At 70.7% G+C, this 13,773-nt stretch carries 16 protein-coding genes; 4 read left to right on the top strand and 12 right to left on the bottom strand.

Annotation, left to right across the window (positions count from 1 at the left end; translation table 11 throughout):
• Positions 1-2: 2 nt before the first annotated feature.
• The 10 genes from OHS58_RS01535 to hrcA form a co-directional block, all read right to left on the bottom strand.
• Entirely contained in the window at positions 3-305 is a 303-nt protein-coding gene (locus tag OHS58_RS01535; protein ID WP_247055060.1) for a CD225/dispanin family protein, read from the bottom strand.
• Position 306: 1 nt separating this feature from the next.
• Entirely contained in the window at positions 307-1,203 is an 897-nt protein-coding gene (gene era / locus OHS58_RS01530; protein ID WP_326943272.1) for a GTPase Era, read from the bottom strand.
• Positions 1,200-1,538 carry a cytidine deaminase gene (locus OHS58_RS01525; protein ID WP_247055064.1) on the bottom strand — a complete coding sequence of 113 codons (339 nt, stop codon included), beginning with the start codon at positions 1,536-1,538 and terminating at the stop codon, positions 1,200-1,202. Before OHS58_RS01525 ends, era begins: the two co-directional genes overlap by 4 nt.
• Entirely contained in the window at positions 1,531-2,877 is a 1,347-nt protein-coding gene (locus OHS58_RS01520) for a hemolysin family protein (protein WP_326943273.1), read from the bottom strand. Before OHS58_RS01520 ends, OHS58_RS01525 begins: the two co-directional genes overlap by 8 nt.
• A 9-nt stretch (positions 2,878-2,886) precedes the next feature.
• The gene (ybeY, locus tag OHS58_RS01515; protein ID WP_326959515.1) at positions 2,887-3,465 is read right to left on the bottom strand and encodes an rRNA maturation RNase YbeY; all 579 of its coding nucleotides are present in this window, start codon (positions 3,463-3,465) and stop codon (positions 2,887-2,889) included.
• A complete protein-coding gene (locus OHS58_RS01510; protein ID WP_247055070.1) occupies positions 3,462-4,538 on the bottom strand; it encodes a PhoH family protein in 1,077 nt (358 codons plus the stop codon). The genes ybeY and OHS58_RS01510 overlap by 4 nt, the downstream gene beginning before the upstream one ends.
• Before the next feature lie 90 nt (positions 4,539-4,628).
• Positions 4,629-4,988 carry a histidine triad nucleotide-binding protein gene (locus OHS58_RS01505; protein WP_328646889.1) on the bottom strand — a complete coding sequence of 120 codons (360 nt, stop codon included), beginning with the start codon at positions 4,986-4,988 and terminating at the stop codon, positions 4,629-4,631.
• Between the two features lie 466 nt (positions 4,989-5,454).
• Positions 5,455-6,207 (bottom strand): 16S rRNA (uracil(1498)-N(3))-methyltransferase, encoded by a 753-nt coding sequence (locus OHS58_RS01500; RefSeq protein ID WP_328646888.1) that lies wholly within the window; start codon positions 6,205-6,207, stop codon positions 5,455-5,457.
• Positions 6,208-6,215: 8 nt separating this feature from the next.
• On the bottom strand, positions 6,216-7,388 hold the full coding sequence (gene dnaJ / locus OHS58_RS01495; protein WP_247055076.1) for a molecular chaperone DnaJ: 1,173 nt from the start codon (positions 7,386-7,388) through the stop codon (positions 6,216-6,218).
• Positions 7,389-7,419: 31 nt separating this feature from the next.
• Positions 7,420-8,442, bottom strand: coding sequence for a heat-inducible transcriptional repressor HrcA (gene hrcA, locus OHS58_RS01490; RefSeq protein WP_247064483.1), 1,023 nt, complete (start codon positions 8,440-8,442; stop codon positions 7,420-7,422).
• Between the two features lie 241 nt (positions 8,443-8,683).
• Here hrcA and OHS58_RS01485 point away from each other — a divergent pair, with 241 nt between their 5' ends.
• From OHS58_RS01485 to OHS58_RS01470, 4 genes are read left to right on the top strand one after another with little or no spacing between them, the layout of a single operon-like run.
• Positions 8,684-9,088: a YbaB/EbfC family nucleoid-associated protein gene (locus tag OHS58_RS01485; RefSeq protein ID WP_328646887.1), complete on the top strand. Its 405-nt coding sequence runs from the start codon at positions 8,684-8,686 to the stop codon at positions 9,086-9,088.
• Between the two features lie 8 nt (positions 9,089-9,096).
• The gene (locus OHS58_RS01480) at positions 9,097-9,408 is read left to right on the top strand and encodes a type VII secretion target (RefSeq protein WP_326943278.1); all 312 of its coding nucleotides are present in this window, start codon (positions 9,097-9,099) and stop codon (positions 9,406-9,408) included.
• A complete protein-coding gene (locus OHS58_RS01475) occupies positions 9,405-10,610 on the top strand; it encodes a hypothetical protein (RefSeq protein WP_328646886.1) in 1,206 nt (401 codons plus the stop codon). The genes OHS58_RS01480 and OHS58_RS01475 overlap by 4 nt, the downstream gene beginning before the upstream one ends.
• On the top strand, positions 10,607-11,101 hold the full coding sequence (locus OHS58_RS01470; protein WP_326943280.1) for a hypothetical protein: 495 nt from the start codon (positions 10,607-10,609) through the stop codon (positions 11,099-11,101). The genes OHS58_RS01475 and OHS58_RS01470 overlap by 4 nt, the downstream gene beginning before the upstream one ends.
• A gap of 108 nt (positions 11,102-11,209) precedes the next feature.
• Here the strand turns inward: OHS58_RS01470 and OHS58_RS01465 are convergent, their stop codons facing one another.
• Positions 11,210-12,064, bottom strand: a complete 855-nt coding sequence (locus OHS58_RS01465) for an aldo/keto reductase (RefSeq protein WP_326943281.1) — start codon at positions 12,062-12,064, stop codon at positions 11,210-11,212.
• Positions 12,065-12,139: 75 nt separating this feature from the next.
• The gene (locus OHS58_RS01460) at positions 12,140-13,630 is read right to left on the bottom strand and encodes a CoA-acylating methylmalonate-semialdehyde dehydrogenase (RefSeq protein WP_328646885.1); all 1,491 of its coding nucleotides are present in this window, start codon (positions 13,628-13,630) and stop codon (positions 12,140-12,142) included.
• Positions 13,631-13,773 lie beyond the last annotated feature (143 nt).

Below are 13,773 nucleotides of genomic sequence, written 5' to 3'. Positions count from 1 at the left end.
CGTCAGTGGGACGCGGCGTCGTCGAGCAGCGTTCCCAGCAGCAGCACACCACCGACGACCAGGGCCACCCAGAACACCACCCCGACGACACCGCCGATGATCGCCCAGCGCCGGGCGGCGCCGGCCGCGCCCCGGGCGGCGTCCGGCTCGCCCTGGGCCCAGAGCCGCTCCACCTTGGCCGCCTGGAAGATCGAGACGATGCCGAAGGGCAGGCAGAGGATCGCGGCGACGATGCCCCAGGCCAGGTTGCTCGACGGCGGGGGCCCAGGGTTGTAGTCGGCGGGCGGGCGCGGGCGCTCGGTCACGTCAGAACCCGAGCCGGCGCAGCTGGCGGGGGTCGCGCTGCCACTCTTTGGCCACCTTGACGTGCAGGTCGAGGTAGACCTTCGAGCCGAGCAGCGCCTCGATGTTCTTGCGGGCGGTGGCGCCGACCTCGCGCAGCCGCTCGCCCTTGTGCCCGAGGATGATGCCCTTCTGGCTGGGCCGCTCCACGTAGAGGAACGCGTGCACGTCGATGAGGTCGTCGCGGCCTTCGCGGGGCAACATCTCCTCGACGGTGACGGCGATCGAGTGCGGCAGCTCGTCGCGGACGCCTTCCAGCGCCGACTCGCGGATGAGCTCGGCGACCAGCGTCTGCTCGGGCTCGTCGGTGAGCTCGCCGCCCGGGTAGAGCTGCGGGCCCTCGGGAAGCCTCGTGACGAGCAGATCCGCGAGCGCGCCGACCTGAAAGCCGTCCACAGCGGACACCGGGATCAGCTCGGCGAAGTCCATCACGTTCTGCAGCGCCAGCAGCTGCTCGGCGACCTGCTGCGGCTGGACCAGGTCGGTCTTGGTGACGATGCCGATGACCGGCGTGCGCTTGGCGATCTTCTCCAGCTCGGCGGCGATGAACTTGTCGCCGGGCCCGATCTTCTCGTTGGCCGGCACGCACAGGCCGACGACGTCCACTTCGGACCACGTCGTGTGCACGATGTCGTTGAGCCGCTGGCCGAGCAGCGTGCGCGGGCGGTGCAGGCCGGGGGTGTCGATGAGGACTAGCTGGGCGTCCTCGCGGTGCACGATGCCGCGGATCGCGTGGCGGGTGGTCTGCGGCTTGCTCGACGTGATCGCGACCTTGGTGCCCACGAGCGCGTTGGTCAGCGTCGACTTGCCCGCGTTGGGCCGGCCGACGAAGCAGGCGAAGCCGGAACGGTGTTCGGTCATCGCTTCAGCACCTCGATGACGTCGCCTGCCGGGTCGGCCAGGATGATCGGCGCGTACTTGGCGATGTCGCGGATCGCGTGCCGGGACGCCTCTTTGAGCAGGCCCTCCCCGGTGACGACGGCGGCGGCTTCGATGCCTTCGGCGCCGCTGGAGAGCGCGGCGGCCACGGCGGCCTGCAGCGCGGTGAGCTTGAAGGACGGCTGGTCGACCGTGCCCGCGGTGTACGTGCGGCCGTCGGTGTCGCGGACGGCCGCGCCTTCCGAGGCCTGGATCCGGGCGCGCGAGGACCGGGCGAGGGTGACCAGCTTCTGGTCCTCCGCCTCGAGGTCAGGCATGTTCGACGCTCCTGTCGCGTTCGTCGGGGTGGGGCAGGCGCGTGCGGCGCCGGGTGGTCCGGTCGGCCGGGTCGGTCATCGCGTCGGCGTCGGCCGGGTGCACCACCACCGAGGTGATGCGCATGCGGCCGCGTCGATCCTTGCCGCCTTCGGCGAACAGCCGGAGGCCGGCGACCTCGGCTTCGGCCCCCGGTAGCGGGACCCTACCCAGTCGTTCCGCGAGCAGCCCGCCCACGGTCTCCACGTCGTGGTCTTCGAGGTCGATGCCGAACAGCTCGCCGAGGTCGTCGATGCCCATCCGGGACGAGACGCGGACCGCGCCGTCGTCGAGCTCTTCGACCTCGGGGCGCTCGTCGGCGTCGGACTCGTCGGTGATCTCGCCGACGATCTCCTCGAGGACGTCCTCGATGGTGAGCAGGCCCGCGGTGCCGCCGTACTCGTCGACCGCGATGGCCATGTGGTTGTGCGAGCGCTGCATCTCCTTGAGCAGCTCGTCGAGCCGCTTGGAGTCGGGGACGAAGCCGGCCTCGTTCATCAGCGTGTCGACGACGGTGCTCGGGCCGTCCGGGTCCATGTACCCGGCCATGAGGTCCTTGATGTTGACGACGCCGACGATGTCGTCGACGGACTCGTCGATCACCGGGAGCCGGGTGAAGCCGGTGCGCAGGGCCAGTGCGAGGGCCTGGCGGATGGTCTTGGTGCGCTCGATCCAGACGATCTCGGTGCGCGGCACCATGACCTCGCGGGCGACGGTGTCGCCGAGCTCGAACACCGAGTGGATCATCTCGCGCTCGGAGTCCTCGACGACGCCGCGTTCCTGGGCGAGGTCGACGAGCTCGCGCAGCTCGACCTCGGAGCTGAACGGGCCTTCCCGGAAGCCCTGGCCGGGGGTGATGGCGTTGCCGACGAGGATCAGCAGCCGGGACAGCGGGCCGAGGACCGAGCCGAGGACGCGGACGGGCCCGGCGACGTAGCGGCCGATGCGGTACGGGTGCTGGCGGCCGAGGGTGCGCGGGCCGACGCCGATGAGGACGTAGCTCACGACGATCATGACGACCGCCGTGACCAGCACGGCGAGGCCGAGCGGCCGCAGCCGCGTGCCGACGAAGACGGTGACCAGCACGGTGGCCGTGAGCTCGCAGCCGAGGCGCAGCAGGAGCAGCAGGTTGATGTGCCGGCGCCGCTCGGCGATGACCGCGGCGAGGTGCCCGGCGCCGGGCACGCCCATCCGGGCGAGGCCGTCGGCCCGGGCTTGCGAGACGGTGCTGACGGCGGCGTCGGCCGCCGCGAACACGCCCGCGAGGAGCACGAGCGCGATCGCGAAGAGGAGCTGGACCATGGCTGGCGCCTAGGACGTTTCCCCGGCGGCTGGCCCGGCGTCCACGGCCGGCTCGGCGTCCGCGTCGAGTCCGGCGATGCCGAGGACGCGGTCGTCGGTGTTGCGCTGGGCGTTGCGTTTCTCCAGGGCGGCGACGGCGTCCTGGTACTCGCCGAGGATGCGCTTCTGGAGGGCGAACATCTCGCGTTCCTCCGCGGGCTCGGCGTGGTCGTAGCCGAGGAGGTGGAGGCAGCCGTGGACGGTGAGCAGGTGCAGCTCGTCGATCAGGCGGTGGCCCGCGGTCTTGGCCTGGTCCTTCGCGAACGCCGGGCAGAGCACGATGTCCCCGAGCAGCGCCGGCGACGCGTCGGGCGCGTCGGGCCGGCGGGAGGAGTCGAGCTCGTCCATCGGGAAGGCCATGACGTCGGTGGGGCCGGGCAGGTCCATCCAGCGTTCGTGGAGGTCTTCCATGACTTCGAGGGTGACCAGGAGGATGGACAGCTCGGCGAGCGGGCTGACCTCCATCTTGTCGAGGGCGTAGCGGGCCGCTGAGACGATGGACGTCTCGTCGACGTCGACGCCGGACTCGTTGGCGATTTCGATGCTCAACGCCGGGTGCCCTTCCAGCCGTTGCTCTGCTGGTCCTGGGCGTCCTGCACGGCTTGCCACTTCTCGTAGGCGTCGACGATGTCGCCGACGAGCTTGTGCCGGACGACGTCCTGGCTGGTCAGTTCGGCGAAGTGCAGGCCTTCGACGCCGCCGAGGATGTCGCGCACGACGCGGAGGCCGCTGCGCTGCCCGTTGGGCAGGTCGACCTGGGTGATGTCACCGGTGACGACGATCTTGGAGCCCTGCCCGAGCCGGGTGAGGAACATCTTCATCTGCTCGGGCGTGGTGTTCTGCGCCTCGTCGAGGATGATGAAGGCGTCGTTCAACGTCCGGCCGCGCATGTAGGCGAGCGGCGCGATCTCGATGGTGCCCGCCTGCATGAGCCGCGGGATCGACTCGGGCTCGACCATGTCGTGCAGCGCGTCGTAGAGCGGCCGCAGGTAGGGGTCGATCTTCTCGTTGAGGGTGCCGGGCAGGTAGCCGAGGCGCTCGCCGGCTTCGACGGCCGGGCGGGTGAGCACGATGCGGGTGACGTGCTTCGCCTGGAGGGCCTGGACGGCCTTCGCCATGGCGAGGTAGGTCTTGCCGGTGCCTGCCGGGCCGATGCCGAAGACGACGGTGTGCTTGTCGATGGCGTCGACGTAGCGCTTCTGGTTGAGCGTCTTGGGCCGGATGGTCTTGCCGCGGCGGGAGACGATGTTGAGGCTGAGCACCTCGGCCGGGGACGCGTCCCCGGTGCTCAGCATCCCGATCGTGCGCCGGACGGTGTCCGGCCCGACCTGCTGCCCGCCGGTGGCGAGGGTGACGAGCTCGGCGAAGACGCGTTCGGCGAAGGCGACGTCGGCGGGGGTGCCGGTCAGGGTGACCTCGTTGCCGCGCACGTGCACGTCGGCGGCGAGGAGCTCCTCGGCGACACGCAGGTTCTCGTCGCGGGAGCCGAGCAGGCTGAGGGCGGCGGCGTCGGGAATCGGGAACCGGGACTGGGCCGCCTGGGTGGCAGCGCTGTCGTCGGTCTTGGGGACGTCTCCGGGGACGTCGGGTCGGGCGGCTCCACCCGGTGCGGTTCCGGCCACGTGGCCTCGGCCCTGCTTTCTCGGTGAGGGACTACTGACCCCTCGATGCTACTGGCACCCACCGACAGAACGCAGACGGGTTTCCGCTAATCAGCCCGCATGAGCCCCGAAGAACCCCAGCGGCTCCCCACCAAGCACATGAGCATGCACGTGGAACACAGTCTGCCCAGCATCCCCATCAGTGTTGAAAACCACCCGATACCCACTGTCAAGGATGCCCTCAAGCTCAGCAACCTTACGAGCAGTAGCAACAACCTCACTCAGGAGAGACGGATCACCAGCAGCAAGCTCCCCAAGGTTCCGATACCGCTTCTTGGGCACCACAAGCACATGAACCCGAGCCTGAGGCCGAATATCCCGGAACGCAAAGGTCGTCTCGTCCTCATAGACAACATCGGCAGGGATCTCACCAGCAATGATCCGCTCGAAGAGCGTCTCGTCCTCACTCATAGAACAAACCCTAGCCACCAACCCCGGAAGCCGCCCACACAAGCCGACCACACGAGCGATGCGAGTGAAGCGAGCGAGCAAGCAACCCGACCACACGAGGCGAGGGCCGAAGGCCCGAGCAAGGAACGCGCCTTTTGAACGAGAGAAACACAAAAGCCGCGGGGGTCCGGGGCTTGCCCCGGCTGGGGGTCTGGGGGTTTGACCCCCAGAGGGCATCGCGAACGCAGAAGCGGCGTTGGAACGAGCGAAGCGAGAGGAAACGCCGCGGCGCGGTAGATCCTGGGGGTCGATCTACCGCGTCCGCGGCTCCGCCGGACCGAGGGGGGAGGTGCCCGGCGGGGTCTGTGTTTTCCCAGTAGCGCGCCGAAACACTGTGTGGCGCGTTAGTAAACGAGAGTAACGGGTCGGAGCGTGATCGCGCCATAACTGGGCGCAAAAACCAGCCTTTTTTTCGGGGGTGATCTTTTCACTGCCACCGGGTGGTGAGGGCGCCCAGCGCGCCGAGGGCGACGGCCGCGGCGGTGGAGGTGCGCAGGACGGTGGTGCCGAGGCGGACGGCCCGGGCGCCGGCTTCCCGGAGGGTGTGGAGTTCGTCGTCGGTGATGCCGCCTTCGGGGCCGACGACGAGGAGGATGTCGCCGGCGTCGGGCAGCGTCAGGTCGGTGAGGCGGTCGGGGACGTCGGACTCGAGGACGATGACCAGGGACATCGTCGCGGCGAGGCCGGCGAGCTCGCGGGTGCCGACGGGTTCGGTGACGTCGGGGACGTGCGCGCGGCGGGCCTGTTTCGCGGCGGCGCGGGCGGTGGTGCGCCAGCGGGCGAGGGCCTTGTCGCCGCGGCCGCCGTCGTCCCACTTGGCGACGCTGCGGGCGGCGCGCCAGGGGACGATGGCGTCGGCGCCGGCCTCGGTGGCGAGTTCGACGGCGAGTTCGCCGCGGTCGCCCTTGGCGAGGGCCTGTGCCACCACGACGCGCAGTGCGGGTGGTTCCTCGGTCCAGCGTTCCTCGATCGTGAGGGTCAGCAGCGCGTCGCGGCCGGGCTGGACAGCGTCGACGACGCAGCGGGCCAGGCCGCCCGCGCCGTCGGAGAGGATCAGCCGCTCCCCCACGCGCAGCCGGCGGACGGTCGCCGCGTGCCGGGCTTCCTCGCCGTCGAGCACGGTGCGCCCGGACGCGGGCACCGATTCGGCGAGGAAGACCGGCAGGGTGGTGTCAGGCACAGCGCAGCTCAGCGGTGGTTCTTGGCGCGCAGCTTGGAGAACAGGCCGCCGTGCTTGTTGCCGTTGGACGCCAGGGTCGGGACTTCCTCACCGCGCTGCGTGGCGAGGTCCATGAGCAGCTCGCGCTGGGCCTCGTCGAGCTTGGTCGGGACGACGACGTCGATGTGGACGTGGAGGTCGCCGCGGCCGTCGACGCGGCCCGAGGACCGCAGCCGGGGCATGCCCTTGCCGGTGAGGACCAGCTCGGCGTTGGGCTGGGTGCCCGGTTCGACGTCGAGCTCGTAGTCGCCGTCGACGAGGGTCGCTATGGGCACCGTGGCGCCGAGCGCGGCCGTCGTCATCGGGATGCGGAAGTTGCAGTGCAGGTCGTGGCCCTGGCGGACGAAGACCTCGTGCGGGGTCTCGTCGATCTCGACGTAGAGGTCGCCTGCCGGGCCGCCGCCGGGGCCGACCTCGCCCTGGCCGGACAGCCGGATGCGCATGCCGTCGCCGACGCCCGGCGGGATCTTCGCGGTGACGTTGCGGCGGGCGCGGATGCGGCCGTCGCCGCCGCACTGGCGGCAGGGGTCGGAGATGACCTCGCCGAAGCCGCGGCAGACCGGGCAGGGGCGGGCCGTGACGACCTGGCCGAGGAAGGACCGCTGGACGGACTGGACCTCGCCGGCGCCGCCGCAGGTGTCGCAGGTCTTGACGCCGGTGCCCTCGGTGGTGCCCGCGCCGCGGCAGAGGTCGCAGACGATCGCGGTGTCGACCGCGATCTCCTTGTCCACGCCGGTCGCGCAGTCCTCGAGGCTGAGGCCGAGCCGGATCAAGGCGTCCGAACCGGGCTGGACGCGGCTGCGCGGGCCACGCCCGCGACCGCCTCCGCCGCCGCCGGCCGCGCCGAAGAAGGCGTCCATGATGTCGCCGAGGCCGCCGAAGCCGGCGAACGGGTCGCCGCCCCCCGCGCCGCCGCGGCCGCCGCCGTCCATCGGGTCGCCGCCGAGATCGACGATCTTGCGCTTCTGCGGGTCGGACAGCACCTCGTAGGCGGTCGTCACCTCGCCGAACTTGTGCTGCGCGTCCTCCGACGGGTTGACGTCGGGGTGCAGCTCTCGGGCCAGCTTCCGGTACGCGCGCTTGATGTCCTGGTCGCTCGCGTTCTTCGCCACCCCGAGGATGCCGTAGTAGTCCCTCGCCACCGTCTCTGCTTCTCCTTCTGCTCTGCCCGGCTCAGCGGCCGGACAGGATCTGACCCACGTAGTTGGCGACCGCGCGCACCGCGGCGATCGTGCCGGGGTAGTCCATCCGGGTCGGGCCGACCACCCCCATGCCGCCGAGCACCATGTCCTGGCCGTATCCGATCGAGACGACCGAGGTGCTGCGCATCTGCTCGTCCTCATTTTCCTCACCGATGCGCACCGTGATCGCACCGGGGTTGCGGGTGGCGGCGAGGAGCTTGAGGACGACGACCTGCTCCTCGAGCGCTTCGAGGACCTGGCGCAGCGAGCCGGGGAAGTCCGCGACGTTGCGGGTGAGGTTCGCCGTACCGCCCAGGACCAGGCGTTCTTCGGGGTGTTCGGCCAGTGACTCGACCAGCACCGTGCACACGCGGATGAGCGCGTCGCGCAGCTCGCCGGGCGACTTGTCGGGCAGCTCGGCGACGCGCGCGGCGGCCTCGTTGAGCCGCCGGCCGGCCATCGCGGCGTTGAGCACCGTGCGCAACCGCGCGACGCCGTCCTCGGTGATGACGTCGCCGAGGTCGACGGTCCGCTGGTCGACGCGGCCGGAGTCGGTGATCAGCACCAGCATGAGCCGGGCCGGGGTCAGCGGCACCACTTCGAGGTGGCGCACCGCGGCGTTGGTCAGCATCGGGTACTGGACGACGGCGACCTGCCGGGTCAGCTGCGCGAGCAGCCGGACCGAGCGGCGCAGGACGTCGTCGAGGTCCGTGCCGCTGTCGAGGAACGTCGTGATCGCGCGGCGCTCGGCCGCGCTCAGCGGCTTGATCTCGGACAGCCGGTCGACGAAGAGCCGGTAGCCCTTGTCGGTGGGGATCCGCCCGGCGCTGGTGTGCGGCTGGGTGATGTAGCCCTCTTCTTCGAGGGTGGCCATGTCGTTGCGCACGGTCGCGCTGGACACGCCCAGGTTGTGCCGTTCGACGATCGTCTTCGAGCCGACCGGCTCCTGGTTGGAGACGTAGTCGGCGACGATCGCGCGCAGCACGTCGAAGCGGCGTTCGTCCGCGTTGGCCACCCGTTCCTCACCCACTTCGCTCGCTGCTCATGCCGAGTTTACGGAAGCCTGAGCCGGTCGCGCTCAACACCGCCCGTCTCGCCCCGGGTAAAGAACGGATAAATGAATTCCCATGCGTTGTTCTCGGAAAGATTTTCCGGGTTGTCGGCGGAACCGAAACGGGGTTTGCTGCCTCTGATCCGCATGCCCTCCCCCGACTTTCGAGGTCGCCGTGAACATCACTGAATCCGCTTCGGCCGGTATGCCCGAAATCGCCCGGCGCGCCGCGGAGGCCAAGGTCCGGCTCCAGCACATCTCGGCGACGGCCACGAGCGCCGACGGCGCCGTCACGGTGACCGTCAACACCAGCGGTGCGCTGCAGGAACTCACCTTCGGGCCACGTGCCGACGAGCTGCCGCGCGCCCGCCTCGCCGCCGCCGTCGTGGCCACCGCGAAACGCGCCCAGGTGCAGGCGGCCCAGCAGCTGACGAGCGTGATGGCACCGGTGATCGGCGCCGACAGCGACGCGATGAAATTCCTCCGGGAACAGATTCCGGAGCCCGAATTGCCCGAAGAGGAATCACCTCGGGATTTCCCCCGGAAACCGCCGCCGCGGCCGGGTGACGAAGAGGACTTCGGCGGCCCGATCCTGCGCCGGGGGCTGTGATGACGGCCATGAAGGTCGACTTCGACGTCCTCGGCGGCCACGAGGACGAGATCCGCGAGATCGCCGGCCGGGTGCAGCAGGCGCTCGACGCCGCGGGCACCGCCCAGGCGCTCGACTTCGACGCGTTCGGCATCGTCGGGCAGGTCTTCGCCGTCCCGATCCAGGGGTGGGTCGACCAGGCCGACGGCCTCCTCCAGGCCGCCGTCGACGCCGGGCACGACGTCGCGGACCGGGTGAAGACCGCGCACACGGCGTTCAGCGAGCACGAGCAGCACACGAAGAGCCTCATCGAAGGCATCGGCAAGGAGCTGCCGGCATGACCGAGACGCAGGAGAACCCCCTCGTCGCGACGAGCGAGTCGTCCGGCGGCTTCTGGAGCGGGATGGGCGACGGCTCGAAGGGCGAGCTGGACAACGTCAACGCCCAGACCGGCGGCGCCGGCATCTTCAGCGACGCCGCCTCGACGCTGACCGACGCCCGCAACGGCGACTGGGGCAACCTCGCCATGGACGTCGGCACCGACGCCCTCGACCTGCTCGGCGCGGCGATGGACCCGCTCGGCACGCTGGCCAGCGCGGGTGTCGGCTGGCTGATCGAGCACATCAGCTTCCTCAAGGACGGCCTCGACAAGCTCGCCGGCAAGCCCGAGGCCGTCACCGCCAAGGCCGTGACCTGGTCGAACATCTCGAAGCAGCTCACCGAGACGGCCGAGCAGTACGAGCAGAAGGCGGCGAACGTCGGGCAGTCGTTCAGCGACTGCGGCTCCGCGGAGGCCTACCAGCGGACGGCGGAGAGCTACGTCGGCGTCCTGCGCGGAGCGGCTTCGCACGCCGACAGCGCGTCGACGGCGATGAACGTCGGCGCCGCGCTGGTCGGCACCGAGCGCGGGCTGATCCGCGACCTGATCTCGTCGTTCGTCGGCGAGCTGATCGTCAAGGCGCTGGCCGCGCTCGCGGCGTCGTGGTGCACCTTCGGCGGCACGATCGCGGCGTTCATCGCCGACTCCGTCGTCGAGGGCGGGGTGCTCGCGGAGAAGATCAGCACGCGCATCACGAAGGTCGTCGAGAAGCTGGAAAGCCTGGCCAAGGGCGCCGGCAAGTCGAAGGCGGCCCTCGAAGGCGCGGCGAACGCGCTGAAGAAGGTCGGCAAGGGCGTCGACAAGCTGGTGGACAAGAGCGTCGACACGGCCGCGGGCATCGAGCGCAAGGCCAACGAGCTGAAGCAGGCCGGCAAGGAGGCGAAGACCGCCGAGGAGACGGCCAAGGGGTGGAGCGACGCCGCCAAGGAGCACGTGCCCGGCCGCGAGAAGCTCGAAGGTCCCGGCGAGAAGTACTCCGAGGAGGGCCGCAGCGTGCTGAACCAGCACAAGCTGCTCGACCCGAACGAGAAGGTGCACTGGAGCACGGCCGACACCGTCGGCGTCGTGACCGAGGGCCGCCGCCAGGAGAACGAGCAGATCGACCGGAACCACGAGGCCACGGAGGCCTACGAGAAGGAACACCCCGAAGGCGAGGGCGAGTGATCGAGCAGGCCGAGGTGGAGCTGGCCAACCGCAACGGGCAGCTCCACCCCGCCCAGCGCGGGAAGCTGCTCGACCTCAACTTCTGGGCCGCCGCGGTGGTGGCGGTCGCCGGGGTGGTGGTCGCGGTGCTCGTCGCGACGGTGGCCGACACCGCGGGCGAGGTGCTGGGCACCGTCGTCCCGATCCTGGCGCTGACCGCCTGGTTCGCCTACATCAGCTGGCGGCGGCTCGCCGACGCGACCGGTGGGCGGCTGCTCGCGGTCACCGGCTGGACGCACGACTTCGACACCGCGCGCCTCACCGACGAGTACCCGATCGGCCTGCACCACAGCCCGGCCGGGTTCAAGAGCATCGAGACGTTCAGCCTGCGCGCCGGCGGCCGGACCTACCCGCTGGAGCGCGAGCTCCGCGGGCGGATCCGGCCGGACCGGGTCAACACCGTGCTGATCACGCCGCGCAGCAAGCTGCTGATCAACGTGCTCCCCGCCTGACGCGGCACCGGAACCGCCGACCGGTTCCGGCGTGCGGTCTGCCGCGGCTGGTCGTGAGTGTTTAGGGCGGTTAGAACCGCCCTAAACACTCACGACCGGAGCCGAGCGCTAGGCGGCCGCCTCGGACAGGGCGTCGAACTCGGCGTCCGTCAGCTCGATGTCCGCCGCCGCGATGTTGTCCTCGACGTGCGCGACCGACGACGTGCCCGGGATCGGCAGCACCACCGGCGAGCGCTTGAGCAGCCAGGCCAGCGCGAGCTGCGACGGCGACGCGTCGTGCTCCTTGGCCAGGGTGCTCAGCGGGCTGTCCGGGCCGGCGAGGGCGCCGGTGGCCAGCGGGAACCACGGGATGAACGCGATGCCGTGCTCGGTGGCGTGCTCCAGCAGCGGCTCGGCGTCCCGCTTGACCAGGTTGAACATGTTCTGCACGGACACGATCTCCGCGGTCTTCTGCGCCTCCTGCAGGTCCGCGACGCCGACCTCGGACAGGCCGATGTGCCGGATCTTGCCCTCGTCCTGCAGCTTCTTCAGCTCCCCGATCTGCTCGGCGACCGGCACCTTCGGGTCGATCCGGTGCAGCTGCAGCAGGTCGATCCGCTCCAGGCCGAGGTGGCGCAGGCTCAGCTCGACCTGCTGGCGCAGGTACTCGGGCCGGCCGACCGGGATCCACTCGTTCGGGCCCTGCCGGGTGAAGCCGGCCTTGGTCGCGATGACGAGGTCGTCGGCGTACGGGTGCAGGGCCTTCTTCAGCAGCAGGTCGGCGACGAACGGGCCGTAGACGTCGGCGGTGTCGATCAGCGTGACACCCAGCTCGACGGCGCGCCGCAGCACGCGGACGGCCTCCTCCGGGTCCTTCGGGTCACCCCAGACGCCAGGCCCGGTGAGCTGCATCGTGCCGTACCCCAGCCGGGTCACCGGCAGGTCGCCACCGATCGTGAAGGTGCCTGAGTTCTTCGCACTCATCTTTCGTCCCATCGTCGTCCGGGGTGCTCCACCGGGTCTCAACCCGCGGAGCTCCCCGGACAATCCCGGATCACGTCAGGAATTGCGCGGGAACCCCAGGTTCACCCCGGCGTGCGACCGGTCGGGCCAGCGCGAGGTGACGACCTTGGTGCGCGTGAAGAAGTGGAAGCCCTCCGGCCCGTACGCGTGGCTGTCGCCGAACAGCGAGTCCTTCCAGCCGCCGAAGGAGTAGTAGCCGACCGGCACCGGGATCGGGACGTTGACGCCGACCATGCCGACCTCGACCTCGTTCTGGAACCGCCGTGCGGCCGCGCCGTCGCCGGTGAAGATGGCCGTGCCGTTGCCGTACGGGTTGGCGTTGACCAGGTCCAGGGCGTCGTCGTAGGACGCCGCGCGTGCCACCGACAGCACCGGGCCGAAGATCTCGTCGGTGTAGATCGACATCTCCGGGCGCACGTGGTCGAACAGCGTCGGGCCGAGCCAGAAGCCGTCGCCGGGCACCTCGACGCCGCGGCCGTCGACGACCAGCGCCGCGCCCGCCCCGACCCCGGCGTCCACATAGGACTCGACGCGCTCGTGGTGGGCGCGGGTGACCAGCGGGCCCATCTCGGACTCCGGGTCACGCCCGTCGCCGACCTTCAGGTTCCCGATCCGCTCGGCGATCTTCGCGACCAGCTCGTCGCCGACCGGGTCGACGGCCACCACGACCGACACGGCCATGCAGCGCTCCCCCGCCGAGCCGAACCCGGCGGACACCGCGGCGTCGGCGGCCAGGTCGAGGTCGGCGTCCGGCAGCACGATCATGTGGTTCTTCGCCCCGCCGAGGGCCTGGACGCGCTTGCCGTGCCGGGTGCCGGTCTCGTAGACGTACCGCGCGATCGGCGTCGACCCGACGAACGAGATCGCCTTGACGTCGCGGTGTTCCAGCAGGCCGTCGACCGCGACCTTGTCGCCGTGCAGCACGTTGAGCACGCCCGCGGGCAGCCCCGCCTCGGCGAACAGCTCGGCGAGGAACACCGCCGCCGAAGGGTCCTTCTCACTGGGCTTGAGCACGACGGTGTTGCCGCAGGCGAGCGCGTTCGGCACGAACCACAGCGGCACCATGGCCGGGAAGTTGAACGGCGAGATCACGCCGACGACGCCGAGCGGCTGGGCGATCGAGTAGACGTCGACGCCGGTGGAGGCGTTCTCGCTGAAGCCGCCCTTGAGCAGCTGCGCGGCCCCGCAGGCGTACTCGACGTTCTCGATCGCGCGGGCGATCTCGCCGGCCGCGTCGGACTCGACCTTGCCGTGCTCGCTCGTGACGATCTTCGCCAGCTCGTGCTTGCGCGCCGAGAGCAGCTCGCGGAAGGCGAACAGCACCCGCGTCCGGCCGGCCAGCGACGTCCCGCGCCAGCCCGGCAGCGCCGCGGACGCGGCCGCCACGGCCTGGTCGACCTCGGCCTGCCCGGCGAAGTCGACCTGCGCGCGGACCTGGCCGGTGGCGGGGTCGAAGACGTCGCCGGTGCGGGCCGGGGTCCCGGTGAACGGCTTGCCGTCGATCCAGTGGCTGATGCGGTCGGTCACGACGGGCACTCCTTCGCTCGGGGACGTCCCTGCGAGTGTCCGGGCGGGCGCCACGCGGACGCCATCGGCAACGTGTACGGACTCGCCGCCCCGGCCGTACAGTCTGTCCCCTGCCGATCATCGCAACCATCACCAGCGAGGTG

The organism is Amycolatopsis sp. NBC_00348 (genome assembly GCF_036114655.1).
Classification (GTDB): Bacteria; Actinomycetota; Actinomycetes; order Mycobacteriales; family Pseudonocardiaceae; genus Amycolatopsis.
The sequence above is the reverse complement of the archived record's forward strand: the minus strand, read 5'-3'. Positions and strand labels throughout refer to the sequence as shown.

Coding starts and splice junctions, on each gene's coding strand:
- OHS58_RS01480 (WP_326943278.1), top strand. CDS start 9,097: ATGAAGGTCGACTTCGACGTCCTCGGCGGCCACGAGGACGAGATCCGC.
- OHS58_RS01525 (WP_247055064.1), bottom strand. CDS start 1,538: ATGCCTGACCTCGAGGCGGAGGACCAGAAGCTGGTCACCCTCGCCCGG.
- OHS58_RS01465 (WP_326943281.1), bottom strand. CDS start 12,064: ATGAGTGCGAAGAACTCAGGCACCTTCACGATCGGTGGCGACCTGCCG.
- era (WP_326943272.1), bottom strand. CDS start 1,203: ATGACCGAACACCGTTCCGGCTTCGCCTGCTTCGTCGGCCGGCCCAAC.
- OHS58_RS01485 (WP_328646887.1), top strand. CDS start 8,684: ATGCCCGAAATCGCCCGGCGCGCCGCGGAGGCCAAGGTCCGGCTCCAG.
- OHS58_RS01520 (WP_326943273.1), bottom strand. CDS start 2,877: ATGGTCCAGCTCCTCTTCGCGATCGCGCTCGTGCTCCTCGCGGGCGTG.
- OHS58_RS01505 (WP_328646889.1), bottom strand. CDS start 4,988: ATGAGTGAGGACGAGACGCTCTTCGAGCGGATCATTGCTGGTGAGATC.
- OHS58_RS01475 (WP_328646886.1), top strand. CDS start 9,405: ATGACCGAGACGCAGGAGAACCCCCTCGTCGCGACGAGCGAGTCGTCC.